The organism is Nocardia paucivorans NBRC 100373 (assembly GCF_000308675.1).
In the GTDB taxonomy this organism is placed as follows: Bacteria; Actinomycetota; Actinomycetes; order Mycobacteriales; family Mycobacteriaceae; genus Nocardia; species Nocardia paucivorans.
Genome location: NZ_BAGE01000057.1, coordinates 142,873 through 155,040, shown reverse-complemented (window position 1 = coordinate 155,040; position 12,168 = coordinate 142,873). Strand labels below are relative to the sequence as shown.

Genomic DNA, 12,168 nt, shown 5'->3' with positions numbered 1-12,168 from the left:
GGGCGCACGCTCAGGCCCCATCGACACGGCATGAGCGGTCAGCGCCCGGAGGAGGTAGCGCAGCGTGACCACGCAGGGCGCACGCTCGGGCTCCGTCGGCGGCGCGGTGTGGGCTCGCGGCTGCTGTTGCTGTTCGTGGCGGGGCTGTGTCTGGTGGCAACGGGATGTGCGACGGGGTCGGATGCCGTGGCGACCGGCGGCACCTTCGAGTTCGTCTCGCCGGGCGGGCAGACCGATATCTACTACGACCCCCCGGAGTCACGCGGCACCATCGGGAATCTGTCCGGACCGGAAGTGATGACGGATGAAACCGTTTCGGTGGAGGACTTCCCCGGTCAGGTGGTGGTGCTGAATCTGTGGGGCCAATGGTGTGGCCCGTGTCGGGCCGAGGTGCCCGCACTGGAACAGGTTTACGAGCGGACCAAGGATCTGGGGGTAGCGTTCCTCGGGATCAATGTCCGCGATTTCCATCGGGACGAAGCACGGGATTTCGTCACCGACAACAAGGTGGGTTATCCGTCGATCTACGACCCCTCGATGCGCAGTTTGCTCGCGCTCGGCGGGAATTTCCCGACGACGGTCATTCCCACCACATTGGTACTCGATCGGGATCATCGGGTGGCGGCGATTTTCTTGCGCGCGCTGCTCGCCGAGGATCTATTGCCGGTGGTGCAGCGCATCGCCGCGGAGGGAGTGTCATGAGAAGCCTGCGGGCTCGTGGGGTGCGTCGGTACGGGGCGACCCGGCCGCCGCGCGGAGTGCGTGCCGAGGTACTGGTCCGGTCGACGCTCGGGTCATGGGCGTTGCAACCGGCCGTCACACCCGGCGGTGATCGCCGGGTGTCGAATTCGCGGCCGTCGGGTACCCGCCCGACCGACCGCAATGTTCGTCCGAGCGAGGAGCGCTCCTCGGCCGGCGATCGGGATGCGGAGCGTAGATCCCCGTGATCGTCGCGGCCGGGATGGGTGAATCGTTTCAGCAGACGGCCTCGTCGGGGCCGCTGCTGTTGGCGCTGGGCGCGTGCCTACTGGCGGGGCTGGTGTCGTTCGCCTCCCCGTGCGTGGTGCCGCTGGTGCCCGGTTACCTCTCCTATCTGGCCGGGTTGGTGGGCGCGCAGACGCCGCCGGTGACGGTGGCCGAGGTCGAGCGGGCGCGCGGTCACGCCGTCGCTACCGAGACCGAAACCCGGGGTGCCAGACTTCGGGTGGCGGGGGCGGCCGGGCTGTTCGTCGCCGGTTTCACCGTGGTGTTCGTGCTGGCCACCGCCACGGTTTTCGGGGTGATCCAGACCCTCAACATGAACCGGGAACTGCTACAGCGGTTGGGTGGTGTGGTGACCGTTGTAATGGGTCTGGCGTTTCTCGGGTTGATTCCCGCGTTGCAGCGCGACACTCGGATGGAACCGCGGCGGTTGACCGGCATAGTGGGTGCGCCGTTGCTCGGTGGGGTGTTCGCTCTCGGTTGGACCCCGTGTCTCGGGCCGACTCTGTCCGGGGTGATGGCGGTGGCCGCGGGCACCGATGGCACCACCGCGGCTCGCGGGGTGGCATTGATCATCGCCTACTGTCTCGGGCTCGGGCTGCCGTTCGTGGTGTTGGCGTTCGGTTCGGCGACCGCATTACGCGGGGTGGGCTGGCTGCGGCGTAATAGTCGGAATATCCAGGTGTTCGGTGGGATTCTGCTGGTCGCCGTGGGTATCGCTCTCGTCACGGGGGTCTGGGACCAGTTCGTCGCCTGGGTGCGCGATGCGTTCGTCGCCGAGGTGGTTCTGCCGATATGAGCGTGTTGACCCCCGAGGCGCCTCCTGTCCGACCACCCCGCCAGTCCCTACCCGGCCGCATGTGGGCGGTGGTGCGCAACGGTTGGCGTGGTCTCACCAGTATGCGGACCGCGCTGGTGTTGCTGTTCCTGCTGGCATTGGCCGCAATTCCCGGTGCGTTGTTGCCGCAGCGGAGCCTGAACGAGCAGAAGGTCGCCGACTATATCGCCGACCGGCCGGTGCTCGGCCCGTGGATGGACCGATTCGAACTGTTCGACGTTTTCGGCAGTTTCTGGTTCACCGCCATCTACGTGTTGTTGTTCATCTCGCTGGTGGGCTGCATCCTGCCGCGGGCGGTGGACCACTATCGGGCGCTGCGCACCCCGCCGGTGCGGGTTCCGCGCAATCTGTCCCGGTTGCCGCATCATTTCACCGGTACGGCGGAGGGCACACCGCAGGAGGTGATCGAGCGGGCCCGTGCGCGGTTGCGTGGTTGGCGGACCGAGGTGCGGCCCGGGGCGCGAGACGATGAGCTCACCCTCTCGGCCGAGAAGGGGTATATCCGCGAGTTCGGGAATCTGGTCTTTCATCTGGCGTTGGTCGGGCTGTTGCTGGCGATCGCGATGGGAAAACTGTTCGGTTACGAGGGCAGTGTGATCGTCGTCGCCGATGACGGCCCCGGTTTCTGCACCACCTCGCCCGCGGTCTTCGATTCCTTCCGCGCCGGCAATGTCAACGACGGCACCGGCATCACCCCGCTCTGCGTGCGGGTGAAGAATTTCCGGGCCGATTATCTCGACAACGGCCAGGCCGAGATGTTCACTTCCGATATCGCCTATCAGGCGGGCACGGATCTGACGTCGAACACCTGGCGCGACACCACGCTCCGGGTGAATCATCCGCTGCGAGTCGGTGGCGATCGCGTCTATCTGCAGGGACACGGCTACGCCCCCACGTTCACCGTCACTTTCCCCGATGGTCGGACGCGTACCGAGACGGTCCAGTGGCAGCCGTCGGATATGACGACCTTCCTGTCCAGCGGGGTGTTGCGGGTCGATCCGCCGGGCGGGTTGTATCCGAACGAGACGGAGCGACGGAAGAACCAGATCGCCATCGAGGGTCTGTTCGCGCCGACCGCGAGCTTCCACGGTTCCCTGCTCACCTCGGCGTATCCGGCGATGACGGACCCGGCCGTGGCCGTCGATGTCTATCGGGGCGATACCGGTCTCGATACGGGTCGCCCGCAGTCGCTGTTCGCTCTGGACCAGGAGTTGGTTCGGCAGGGGCGGTTGACGAAGGAAGCCAGGGTCAACCTGCGCCCCGGTGAGTCGACGACCTTGCCCAATGGCACGAAGGTCACTTTCGACGGCGCCCGGGAATTCGTGAACCTGCAGGTTTCTCATGATCCCGCGCAGCAGTGGGTACTGGTGAGCGCGCTGACCATGATGGCCGGCCTGTTGGTCTCGCTGTTGGTGGCCCGGCGTCGCGTGTGGCTTCGGGTGACCCCGGAGGGTACCGTTGAACAACGACGTGTCGTAGTAGAGATGGGTGGGCTGGCCCGCACCGACCAGGCCGGCTGGGTCGGCGAATTCGGCCGCCTCCGCCATCGGTTGTTGGATACGTCGGGCACGAGAAGTACAGGAGATGACGATGCCGATCGATGAGACCCTCGCCGGCTACAGTGACCTCGCCTTCAAGACGGCGATTGTCGTGTACGCGCTGGTGCTGGTGCTGTCGATCGTGCAGTATGCCTCCGTGCGGGCGCGGCGTGTCGGGGAACGGGAGCTGGTGCTCGCCGGTGGCGGGACCGAGAAACCCGTCGCACCGGCCGCCGGGGTCCCCGGCAAGGTCGAAGAGGTGCCGCAACTTCCGTGGTCCGAACGAGCGGGCAATATGGCCTTCTCGGTGTTGTTCGTGGCCATTGCCGTGCACGTGCTGTCCATCGTGTTGCGCGGTTTCGCGACCGGACGCTTCCCGCTCGGCAATATGTACGAATTCGTCACCATGGCCTGTGCGGCCGCGGTGGTGGCCGGTCTGGTGTTCATGCGGGACCCGCGTTACCGGTCCATGTGGGCCTTCCTGTTGGTGCCGGTCCTGATCCTGCTGTTCCTGGCGGGCACCGTGCTCTACGCCGATGCCGCGCCGGTGGTGCCCGCGCTGCGTTCGTTCTGGTTGCCACTGCATGTGACGATCGTCAGCGTGGGCAGTGGGGTGGCCATGGTCTCCGGGGTGGCCAGTCTGTTGTTCCTGTTCCGGTTGCGCCGGTCCGGCGGAGCGGAGTCGGGCGGTGTCCTCGGTGCCGTGGCCGATCGGCTGCCCGATGCCCGCACCCTGGACCGACTCGCCTATCGCACCACCATCGTGGGATTCCCACTGTTCGGGGCGGGGGTCATTCTGGGGGCGATCTGGGCCGAGGCCGCCTGGGGACGGTTCTGGGGCTGGGACCCCAAGGAAACCTGCTCGTTCATCGCATGGGTGCTCTACGCCGCCTACCTGCACGCCCGCGCGACATCGGGCTGGCGGGAGACCAAGGCCGCCTGGATCAATGTCGCCGCCTTCGTGGCCATGCTGTTCAATCTTTTCATCATCAACCTGGTCGTTTCTGGGCTACACTCCTATGCCGGGCTGAACTGAGGCCGCGTCCCCGTATCGACGCGGCAACGGTTGGGCACGGGCTCATCGTGTTGAACATCACAGCACTTCGGGCATGCCGGGTATCGGTGTGCCCGTCCTCTTACAGCGCGGCCGTATCGGCTGTGGCGATATCCGAGGAGATCGGCAGTGGTGGATTCGGAGAATGTCACCGAGAGCATCGGTGGGTACATGCGCGACCTGCCCGGGAACACCCGGATCGTTTTCGCCCACGGTATGGGGCATGGTTCGTTGTTCCGGTTGATCCGTGCGGCCATCGGACTGTCCGCCGAGTCGCAGGAACGGTTGGCCGAGTTCGCCGACGAACTGCGTATGGCCGAGGGGCTGCCCGAGCACAGCGTATTCGACTGAGTCGCGATCGAGGAGAACGTATCCACCGGGCGGTGGATACGTTCTTTTCGATGTTTCGTGACGGTTCGGTGTTCGGGAACGGAGACGGTTCAGTGCTCGGCGGGACCCGAGTCCCCATCGCGATGCTGCGGGCGGGAAATACGCCAGAGGAACTCGGGGTCGTCGTCCGGGCCGAGGATCCGGTTACGGGTCGCCTGGGGCGTGGTTTTCCGTTCGGGGCCGAACGCCTTCCAGCACAGCACCGCGATCGTCACCACCGCGATGAGTGCCAACAGGTACGTCACGTTGCTCACCTCCTCTATCGAGGGTAGCGCCGCGGACGTTCGGCGAACATCTCAGCGATGGCTCGCCTCGGTGGTGAGCGATTCGAGCAGTCGCCTGACCTCCGATTCGCGGAAGCGGCGGTGTCCGCCCGGGGTGCGCAGCGACCCGAGACGGCCGGCGTGGGCCCATCGGGTAACCGTCTTCGGATCCACATGGAACAGGGCGGCGACCTGGCCCGGTGTCATCAAGGTGTCCTGGGCGCCGACGGTGTTCGCAGTCATGGCAAACCTCTCCGTTTCGACACGATCCCTAATAGGTGTCGACATAGTTGCACTCGGCACCCCGGGTACTCGAACCATCTAATTTTGGTAAAGGGGAGGTAATAGACAATTCGGATATATAACCCAGAGTGGTGGGGCGACCGCCGCTCGTCGGGCATTCTCAAACGAGTCCTAAGCTTGAGCGCGTGAGCAGCAACGACCCCACCCGCCCCGAGGATGCCGACGCGGCCGCTCCGAAGCCCGGTGCGTCGGTGGGCCGGCGGCTGGCCCGCAATCTGGCGCTCTACACCCTGGCCCGACTGGTCCTGGTCGCGGTGGTCGCCGCCGTGATCGTGGTGGCGGCCCGGGCGGTCTCGGTTCAAGTGCCGCTGGTGGTGGCGGTGCTTTTCGCAATCGTTATCGCCATGCCGCTGTCGCTGGTCCTGTTCAAGGGGTTGCGGGCGCGGGTCAACGAGGACATCGCCGTGGTGGACGAGCGTCGGCGCCGCGACAAGGAGCAGTTGCGCGCCCGATTGCGTGGTGAGGTCGATGGTTCCGACGCCTCGGACGGTGATGTGTGAAGTCCTGTGACCGCAGCTCTTCTCGTGAGTGGGTCGACAATGCGATAAGGCTCATCGATGCCGACGCCCAGCGCAGCGCCGATACGCACCTGTTGCGCTATCCGCTGCCCGGGGAGTGGGATGTCCAGCTCTACCTCAAGGACGAATCCACGCATATCACCGGCAGTCTGAAACATCGGTTGGCGCGGTCGCTGTTCCTGTACGCGTTGTGCAATGGCCAGATCACCGAGAACACCACCGTGGTGGAGGCGTCCTCGGGATCCACCGCGGTGAGCGAGGCGTATTTCGCCAAACTGCTCGGGCTCGAATTCGTGGCGGTAGTGCCGGCGAAGACCTCGCCGCAGAAGATCGCCCTGATCGAGGCGCAGGGCGGGCGGTGTCATTTTGTCCAGCGCGCGCCGGATATGTATCCCGAGGCGGCGCGACTGGCGGCCGAATGCGGTGGGCACTATCTGGACCAGTTCACCAATGCCGAGCGCGCCACCGATTGGCGCGGCAACAACAATATCGCCGAGTCGATCTTCGACCAGATGGCGCTGGAGACGCATCCGGTACCGGAATGGATCGTGGTCGGCGCCGGGACCGGTGGAACCAGCGCCACCATCGGTCGCTATATCCGCTATCGCCGGTATGCGACCAGGCTGGCAGTGGTCGACCCGGAGAATTCGGCGTTCTACGGCGGCTACGAGACGCGCTGCGCCGATTACGCGACCGGGATGCCGTCGCGGATCGAGGGTATCGGTCGGCCTCGGGTGGAGCCGTCGTTCGTTCCGGAGGTGGTCGACCGGATGTTCGAGGTTCCGGATGCGGCGTCCGTTGCCGCGGCCCGGCATGCGAGCGTGGTACTCGGCCGTCGGGTCGGGGGTTCCACCGGTACCAATCTGTGGGGGGCCTTCGCGTTGATCGCGGAGATGATCGCCGAGGGGCGCAGTGGCAGTGTGGTCACGTTGCTGTGTGACGGTGGCGATCGGTACGCGGGGACCTATTACAACGACGACTGGGTTGCCGCGCAGGGGTTGGAGTTGGGCACCCCCATGCGGATTCTGGAGCATTTCCACGCCACGGGGATCTGGCTCGACTGAGTCGCCGGTAGCGCGCGGCCCCGTCGGGTCGCCGGTTCTTTCCTTCTTTTCGGGCGTTCCGGTCCGGTCTGTTGTTCATCCGCGCTATTGATGTCAATTTTTGTTGACACACGGGCCGGATGTCAATTAAAATTGACATATGACGGAAGCGACGACATTGGCCGCGGCGGCCGGCAGTCCGGACCCCGCGGTGGGGTTGCGGGCGGTGCTGGCCCTACGGCGATTGCTCGAACGACTCGAAGCCGTTCAGGTGACCAATGCCCGGGAGCAGGGCTGGTCCTGGCAGGCGATCGCGGATGCGCTCGAGGTCAGCAAGCAGGCGGTTCATCAGAAATACAACCGGAAAGGTAGGGCGCGGTAGATGTTCGAGAGATTTGCTCGGGAAGCGCGGCTGGTGGTCGTATCGGCCCAAGAGGACGCCCGGGAATTACGATCGCCGGATATTCGGGTGGAGCATCTGTTGCTCGGACTGCTCGCGCACGGCGGTGCGGAATTGGCCACACTATTGGCGGAGGCCGGGGTGACACTCGACCATGTGCGGAAAGAGCTGGCCGGCAGGGCCGAGGAACAACCGTTGGGTCCCGCGGATGCCGAGGCGCTACGAGCCATCGGGATAGATCTCGACGCCGTGCGGGAGAGCCTGGCGGAAAGTTTCGGCGCCGATGCGCTCGACCGGGCCCTGCCGCCGGAATCGCGCGGACCGTTCGGCCTCGGGCGGAAAATGCGATACGGCCATATCCCGTTCGGTAAGGACTCCAAGAAGGTGCTGGAACTATCGCTGCGTGAGGCGGCGGCCCGGCGGGAGAAGACCATCGAATCCGGGCATATCCTGCTCGCCATCCTGCGGGCGCCGAACTCCACCACCGCCGCGCTGCTCGGTGGTGACGAAGGAATCGCACTGCTACGCGAGCGGATACACGCACTGCTCGATCGGGCGGCGTGAGATGTCCGTGAGATGTCTTCGCCGTTGCCCCGCGAATGGCGATACTCCCGACATAGCATGGCGGTATGCAGCTTGTACTTCGGCTGATCACCACCGCAATCGCCATCTGGTTGGCCTCGGTGTGGGTCGACAATATCGAGATCGTCTCCCCGAAGGAGCAGGGCACCGGCGCCAAAATCGTTGTGCTGTTGGCGGTGGCGGTGGTCTTCACCGTGGTCAACGCCTTCGTCAAACCACTGGTGAAATTGCTTTCGCTACCGCTGGTGGTGTTGACGCTCGGGCTGTTTCTGCTGGTGGTCAACGCGCTCATGCTCTGGTTGACGGCCTGGATCACCGAGGCCACCGACTACGGCCTGCGCATCGATGGATTCTGGGCGGCGTTCATCGGCGCGATCATTATCGCCGTGGTGAACTGGGTGCTCGGAATCGTGGTGTCGAGCAAGGACTGACCGGTCCCGAAGCTCAGCCGAGTCCGAGGGCTACTGCCGTGGTCGCCGACCACGCCAGTAGCGCGAGTCCCGAATCCCGTAGGGCGGGAATGAGCTCCGGTCCGTGTCCCCCACCGCGAACCGGGGCGTTCGCCTTCAGCGCGAACGGCAATGCCAGCAGACCGACCAGGGCCCATGGGGTTCGGGCGACGAGCAACAACGTCGCCACGAAGGGGAGAGCCAACAGGACCAGGTGCAGTGTGCGGGTCCGCGGGTCGCCGAGTCGCACCGCCAGCGTCGTCTTTCCGGAGACGGCGTCGGTGGGAATATCCCGCAGGTTGTTGGCCACCAGCACCGCGCTGGAGAACGATCCGACCGCGATCGCGCACACCGCCCCGACCCAGTCGACCCGTTCCGCCTGGACGAACTGGGTGCCCAGCACGGCGATGAGTCCGAAGAAGACGAAAACGGCCACTTCTCCGAATCCGCGGTAGCCATACGGTGTGCGACCGCCGGTGTAGAACCACGCCCCGGCCAGACACACCACGCCCACCAACAGCAGCCACCACGCCGACAACACGGCGAGCACCAGTCCGAAGACCGCGCCCACGGCGAGGCTGCCGAAGGCGGCCGCGCGGACGGACGCGGGTGAGGCCAGACCCGAGCCGACCAGCCGCAGCGGACCCACTCGTTCGTCATCGGTGCCGCGGATGCCGTCGGAGTAGTCGTTGGCGTAGTTCACCCCGATGATCAATGCCAGGGAAACCGCGAGTGCCAGGAGGGCTTTCCACCAGACCGCGGCGTCGAGGGCGGCCGCGGCGCCGGTGCCGGCGACAACCGGGGCGATGGCGTTCGGCAGGGTGCGGGGTCGGGCACCCTCGATCCATTGAGCAGCGGTAGCCATTCCCGCAGCCTAATCCGCCGGGCCGGCGCGAGCGATTCAGGACGGTTCGCCCTCGGCGGCGGCTCGCATCCGCGCCAATCCCTTCTCGAAATCCCTACCCAGTAGCCGGTCTATCGAGAAGAACCGGCCGAGCAGCCGCATCGGCCAGGTCCGGGTCCCGGTGGTGAGCCAGACCACCTTGGTGCCCTCCGGCGCGGGGAGTAGGGAGAAGACGGCGGTATTGGTGGCTCGCCACGGTTTCTCGAACGAGATCCGGACCCGAATCTCGCGTTCGGAGCTAGTGGTGATCTCCATGGTGCCGGCGCCCGCCTTACGGTTGCCTTCCCAGGCGTAACGCGCACCGGAGCCCGTATTCGGGCCGCTGTACATACGGCGTAGTTGGGGGTCGAGATCCTCCCAGGGCGACCAGCGTTTCCACACGCGGAAGTCGGCGATCAGGCCGTGTAGCCGGGCCGGTTCGGCCGCGACCACGGTCTGGCGTACCACCTCGAATTCGGCCATTGCGACAATGTAGGCGACCTATTGGTCGGAATAAGTGTGACAGACGCCGAGTCGCTGTGTACCCGCCTTCACAGACCACTTCGCGGGGAGTGGTCCACCGTGCTCGACCGGGGCGGGGCTCGGGCGTCCGAGCGACCGCTGTGACCCATCTCGCATTGTGGTGAACTCCCAGCTCGAGCCTACTTGCTCGATTGCGCGGAGCGGAGCATGCTCGAAACGTTGGACTGTTTTCCCTCATCCGGGTACCCCCGGAGAAATAACGCGGAGAGGAGCCCACAATGACCGAGCGCAACACCCCCCGCACCCCGGATTACCGTATCGTCGACGCGGTGCCCGAGGCGGATCTCGCCGAGCAGTCCACCCCGGCCTACCCGGACGATGCCGCGTACTCCGATATCGACTCCCGCGTATACCCCGAGGACTTCCCCGTACCCGAAGAGACGACACCGATCCCCGAGCCGCGTGACGACTGGGACGCCGACCCGGCCGATGTCGTCGAGCAGTCCATCCCCGTCCCCCTTGTGGACGACTACGACGGCGCCTATGCGGACGAGGAGCCGTAACGTGGGCCGCTAGGAGCCACCACCGGTTTCCGTGGCGGGTACGAGATCCGGTTCCGGTACTGCTTCCGGACCGATCTCGGCCCGCACGGTGGCATGCAGTTCGCGCAGTCCCGCGCGATCGGTGATCACTTCGAGCACCCGAATTCCCGATGCGTGACCGGTGAGTTCCGCGGCGAGTTCGCGGGTGCCGACCTGCCGATGCGGAATCCGGTAGGCCGCGCACAGCGCCGCCAGATCCATCCCGTGCGGGGTGCCGAATACCCGCTCGAACACCCCCGCGTATTGCGGATCTCCCTGTTCGAGCAGCTCGAAGATGCCGCCGCCGTCGTCATTGGCGACGACAATGGTCAGATCGGCCGGGCGTGGCTCGCCCCGCCCGATCAGCAGCCCCGACGCATCGTGCAGAAAGGTGAGATCGCCGATCAATGCGACAGTGCGGCCGGGATGGTGCAGTGCCGCGCCCACCGCGGTGGATACGGTGCCATCGATACCGGCCACACCGCGGTTGGACAGGACACGGATACCCGGGCGCGGATGGGAGACCAGGGCGGCGTCCCGAACCGGGTTCGAAGCGCCCAGTAGCAGTTGATCGCCCTCGCGTAGCGAGTCCATCACCACGGCGGCCACATGCAGCCCGGTGGGTTTGGGGTGGCGGGCGAGTTCGGCGCGTACGACTTCATGGGCGCGGGCGTCGAGTTCTCGGCACCGGGCCAGCCACTTCGGATCGGGATGCCCCTCGACGACCGCGCGGGTGCCGGTGCCGACCACATTGCCCGAGACGTCCGGCCAACGCGGTCCGGTGGTCAATGCGTATACCGTGATATTCGGATCGGCCAGCACCTTCGACACCTGGCGGTGCAGGGTGGGTCGACCGGTGATGATGGCCTGCCGGGGGCGCAGCAGCGGGAGAGCCAGCGGATGCAGGGCCGGGCCGTGCATGGGCGCGGTCGGTTCGGCCACCGTGGGTAGTGCGGACAGTTCCGGGCGGAATCCGGCGCCGTGTCCGGAGATGACGACCGTATCGGGGGTGAGGTCGATCTCGAGCGGAACGTCGAGGGTGGCGTACTGCGTCTGGGTCCAGGGGCGCTCCCCGGGACGTCCCGCCGGGGTGGCCGTTTCGGATTCCACATCGGGGACCAGCGGCTCGCGCAGTGGAATATCGAAATGCACCGGTCCGGCATTGCCGGAGCGGGTGCCGCGGGCCGCGGCCAACACCCGGCACACAGCCGACCGCCACACACTGTTCTGCCGCGGGTAGCCGCCTCGGTCCCCATCCGGTTCGGTTTCGGCGAGGCCGAGACTTATGGTGGCGCGCACCTGGCTGCCGAACAGACCGAGCTGCTCCACGGTCTGGTTGGCGCCGGTGCCGAGCATTTCGTAGGGCCGGTTGGCGCTGAGCACAACGAGGGGCACCCGGGCGTAATTGGCCTCGAGTACGGCCGGTCCGAGATTGGCGACCGCCGTTCCCGAGGTCATCACCACCGGGACGGGGGCGCCGGAGGCAATGGCGAGACCGACCGCCAGGAAACCGGCGGTCCGTTCATCGATGCGCATATGCAGCCGTAGCCGACCTGCGGCATCGGCGGCCTGCAGGGCGAACGCCAGTGGGGCATTGCGCGAGCCGGGGCACAGGACCACATCCCGCACACCACCGCGGACGAGTTCGTCGACGACGACCCGCGCTTGGGCTGTTGACGGATTCACGATCCCAGCCTCTCAGACGGCGGCCCTCCGCGTCTGCGTCGGCCTGCTCACAGAGCTCTTCGTGCCCCCACGAACGAACGTCCCGCAGGGGCGACAAGGGACGGAGCGGGGCTCTCGGTATCACCTCGCCCTGTCGTGGCCGGGCTCGTGTCTCGTGCCTCGCGGCGCCGCGAACG

General features: G+C 66.2%; 16 protein-coding genes. 11 read left to right on the top strand and 5 right to left on the bottom strand.

Translation table 11 applies throughout. The features are described from left to right. Nucleotides 1-30: 30 nt before the first annotated feature. The 5 genes from ON32_RS21340 (at nt 31) to ON32_RS21315 (ending at nt 4,762) form a co-directional block, all read left to right on the top strand. Nucleotides 31-702, top strand: a complete 672-nt coding sequence (locus ON32_RS21340) for a TlpA disulfide reductase family protein (protein WP_083874697.1) — start codon at nt 31-33, stop codon at nt 700-702. A 259-nt stretch (nt 703-961) separates the two neighbouring features. Next, a complete protein-coding gene (locus ON32_RS21330) occupies nt 962-1,780 on the top strand; it encodes a cytochrome c biogenesis CcdA family protein (RefSeq protein WP_040792803.1) in 819 nt (272 codons plus the stop codon). Further along, on the top strand, nt 1,777-3,423 hold the full coding sequence (resB, locus tag ON32_RS21325; RefSeq protein WP_051133530.1) for a cytochrome c biogenesis protein ResB: 1,647 nt from the start codon (nt 1,777-1,779) through the stop codon (nt 3,421-3,423). Before ON32_RS21330 ends, resB begins: the two co-directional genes overlap by 4 nt. Next, complete coding sequence (gene ccsB / locus ON32_RS21320; RefSeq protein WP_040792801.1) at nt 3,410-4,393, top strand: c-type cytochrome biogenesis protein CcsB; 984 nt, start codon at nt 3,410-3,412, stop codon at nt 4,391-4,393. Before resB ends, ccsB begins: the two co-directional genes overlap by 14 nt. Nucleotides 4,394-4,540: 147 nt before the next feature. After that, nucleotides 4,541-4,762, top strand: coding sequence for a hypothetical protein (locus ON32_RS21315; protein ID WP_040792735.1), 222 nt, complete (start codon nt 4,541-4,543; stop codon nt 4,760-4,762). Nucleotides 4,763-4,851: 89 nt separating this feature from the next. On the opposite strand, the gene ON32_RS21310 is transcribed toward ON32_RS21315, so the two are convergent. Further along, nucleotides 4,852-5,046: a hypothetical protein gene (locus ON32_RS21310; protein ID WP_040792800.1), complete on the bottom strand. Its 195-nt coding sequence runs from the start codon at nt 5,044-5,046 to the stop codon at nt 4,852-4,854. Between the two features lie 51 nt (nt 5,047-5,097). Further along, nucleotides 5,098-5,307 (bottom strand): BldC family transcriptional regulator, encoded by a 210-nt coding sequence (locus tag ON32_RS21305; RefSeq protein ID WP_040792734.1) that lies wholly within the window; start codon nt 5,305-5,307, stop codon nt 5,098-5,100. Nucleotides 5,308-5,492: 185 nt separating this feature from the next. Between ON32_RS21305 and ON32_RS21300 the strand changes: the two genes are divergently transcribed. From ON32_RS21300 to ON32_RS21280, 5 genes are all read left to right on the top strand, one after another. Then, nucleotides 5,493-5,867, top strand: coding sequence for a DUF4229 domain-containing protein (locus ON32_RS21300; RefSeq protein WP_040792733.1), 375 nt, complete (start codon nt 5,493-5,495; stop codon nt 5,865-5,867). Next, a complete protein-coding gene (cds1, locus tag ON32_RS21295) occupies nt 5,864-6,949 on the top strand; it encodes an L-cysteine desulfhydrase Cds1 (RefSeq protein ID WP_040792732.1) in 1,086 nt (361 codons plus the stop codon). The genes ON32_RS21300 and cds1 overlap by 4 nt, the downstream gene beginning before the upstream one ends. 139 nt (nt 6,950-7,088) lie before the next feature. Further along, a complete protein-coding gene (locus ON32_RS21290; protein WP_040792731.1) occupies nt 7,089-7,310 on the top strand; it encodes a hypothetical protein in 222 nt (73 codons plus the stop codon). Next, nucleotides 7,311-7,892, top strand: a complete 582-nt coding sequence (locus ON32_RS21285; protein ID WP_040792730.1) for a Clp protease N-terminal domain-containing protein — start codon at nt 7,311-7,313, stop codon at nt 7,890-7,892. Nucleotides 7,893-7,957: 65 nt separating this feature from the next. Beyond that, nucleotides 7,958-8,341, top strand: coding sequence for a phage holin family protein (locus tag ON32_RS21280; RefSeq protein WP_040792729.1), 384 nt, complete (start codon nt 7,958-7,960; stop codon nt 8,339-8,341). 13 nt (nt 8,342-8,354) lie between these two features. On the opposite strand, the gene ON32_RS21275 is transcribed toward ON32_RS21280, so the two are convergent. Further along, a complete protein-coding gene (locus ON32_RS21275; protein WP_040792728.1) occupies nt 8,355-9,224 on the bottom strand; it encodes a 1,4-dihydroxy-2-naphthoate polyprenyltransferase in 870 nt (289 codons plus the stop codon). Nucleotides 9,225-9,260: 36 nt separating this feature from the next. After that, nucleotides 9,261-9,725 carry an SRPBCC family protein gene (locus ON32_RS21270; RefSeq protein ID WP_040792727.1) on the bottom strand — a complete coding sequence of 155 codons (465 nt, stop codon included), beginning with the start codon at nt 9,723-9,725 and terminating at the stop codon, nt 9,261-9,263. Between the two features lie 278 nt (nt 9,726-10,003). Between ON32_RS21270 and ON32_RS21265 the strand changes: the two genes are divergently transcribed. Beyond that, the gene (locus ON32_RS21265) at nt 10,004-10,288 is read left to right on the top strand and encodes an Rv3202a family protein (RefSeq protein ID WP_040792726.1); all 285 of its coding nucleotides are present in this window, start codon (nt 10,004-10,006) and stop codon (nt 10,286-10,288) included. Between the two features lie 9 nt (nt 10,289-10,297). Here ON32_RS21265 and menD read toward each other — a convergent pair whose 3' ends face one another. Then, the gene (gene menD, locus ON32_RS21260; protein WP_051133529.1) at nt 10,298-11,992 is read right to left on the bottom strand and encodes a 2-succinyl-5-enolpyruvyl-6-hydroxy-3-cyclohexene-1-carboxylic-acid synthase; all 1,695 of its coding nucleotides are present in this window, start codon (nt 11,990-11,992) and stop codon (nt 10,298-10,300) included. Between the last annotated feature and the right edge of the window lie 176 nt (nt 11,993-12,168).

What these genes read in the sequence shown, in the direction of transcription:
- ON32_RS21340 (WP_083874697.1), top strand. Translation starts at nt 31, where the DNA reads ATGAGCGGTCAGCGCCCGGAGGAGGTAGCGCAGCGTGACCACGCAGGG.
- ON32_RS21330 (WP_040792803.1), top strand. Translation starts at nt 962, where the DNA reads ATGGGTGAATCGTTTCAGCAGACGGCCTCGTCGGGGCCGCTGCTGTTG.
- resB (WP_051133530.1), top strand. Translation starts at nt 1,777, where the DNA reads ATGAGCGTGTTGACCCCCGAGGCGCCTCCTGTCCGACCACCCCGCCAG.
- ccsB (WP_040792801.1), top strand. Translation starts at nt 3,410, where the DNA reads ATGCCGATCGATGAGACCCTCGCCGGCTACAGTGACCTCGCCTTCAAG.
- ON32_RS21305 (WP_040792734.1), bottom strand. Translation starts at nt 5,307, where the DNA reads ATGACTGCGAACACCGTCGGCGCCCAGGACACCTTGATGACACCGGGC.
- ON32_RS21290 (WP_040792731.1), top strand. Translation starts at nt 7,089, where the DNA reads ATGACGGAAGCGACGACATTGGCCGCGGCGGCCGGCAGTCCGGACCCC.
- ON32_RS21285 (WP_040792730.1), top strand. Translation starts at nt 7,311, where the DNA reads ATGTTCGAGAGATTTGCTCGGGAAGCGCGGCTGGTGGTCGTATCGGCC.
- ON32_RS21280 (WP_040792729.1), top strand. Translation starts at nt 7,958, where the DNA reads ATGCAGCTTGTACTTCGGCTGATCACCACCGCAATCGCCATCTGGTTG.
- ON32_RS21275 (WP_040792728.1), bottom strand. Translation starts at nt 9,224, where the DNA reads ATGGCTACCGCTGCTCAATGGATCGAGGGTGCCCGACCCCGCACCCTG.
- ON32_RS21270 (WP_040792727.1), bottom strand. Translation starts at nt 9,725, where the DNA reads ATGGCCGAATTCGAGGTGGTACGCCAGACCGTGGTCGCGGCCGAACCG.
- ON32_RS21265 (WP_040792726.1), top strand. Translation starts at nt 10,004, where the DNA reads ATGACCGAGCGCAACACCCCCCGCACCCCGGATTACCGTATCGTCGAC.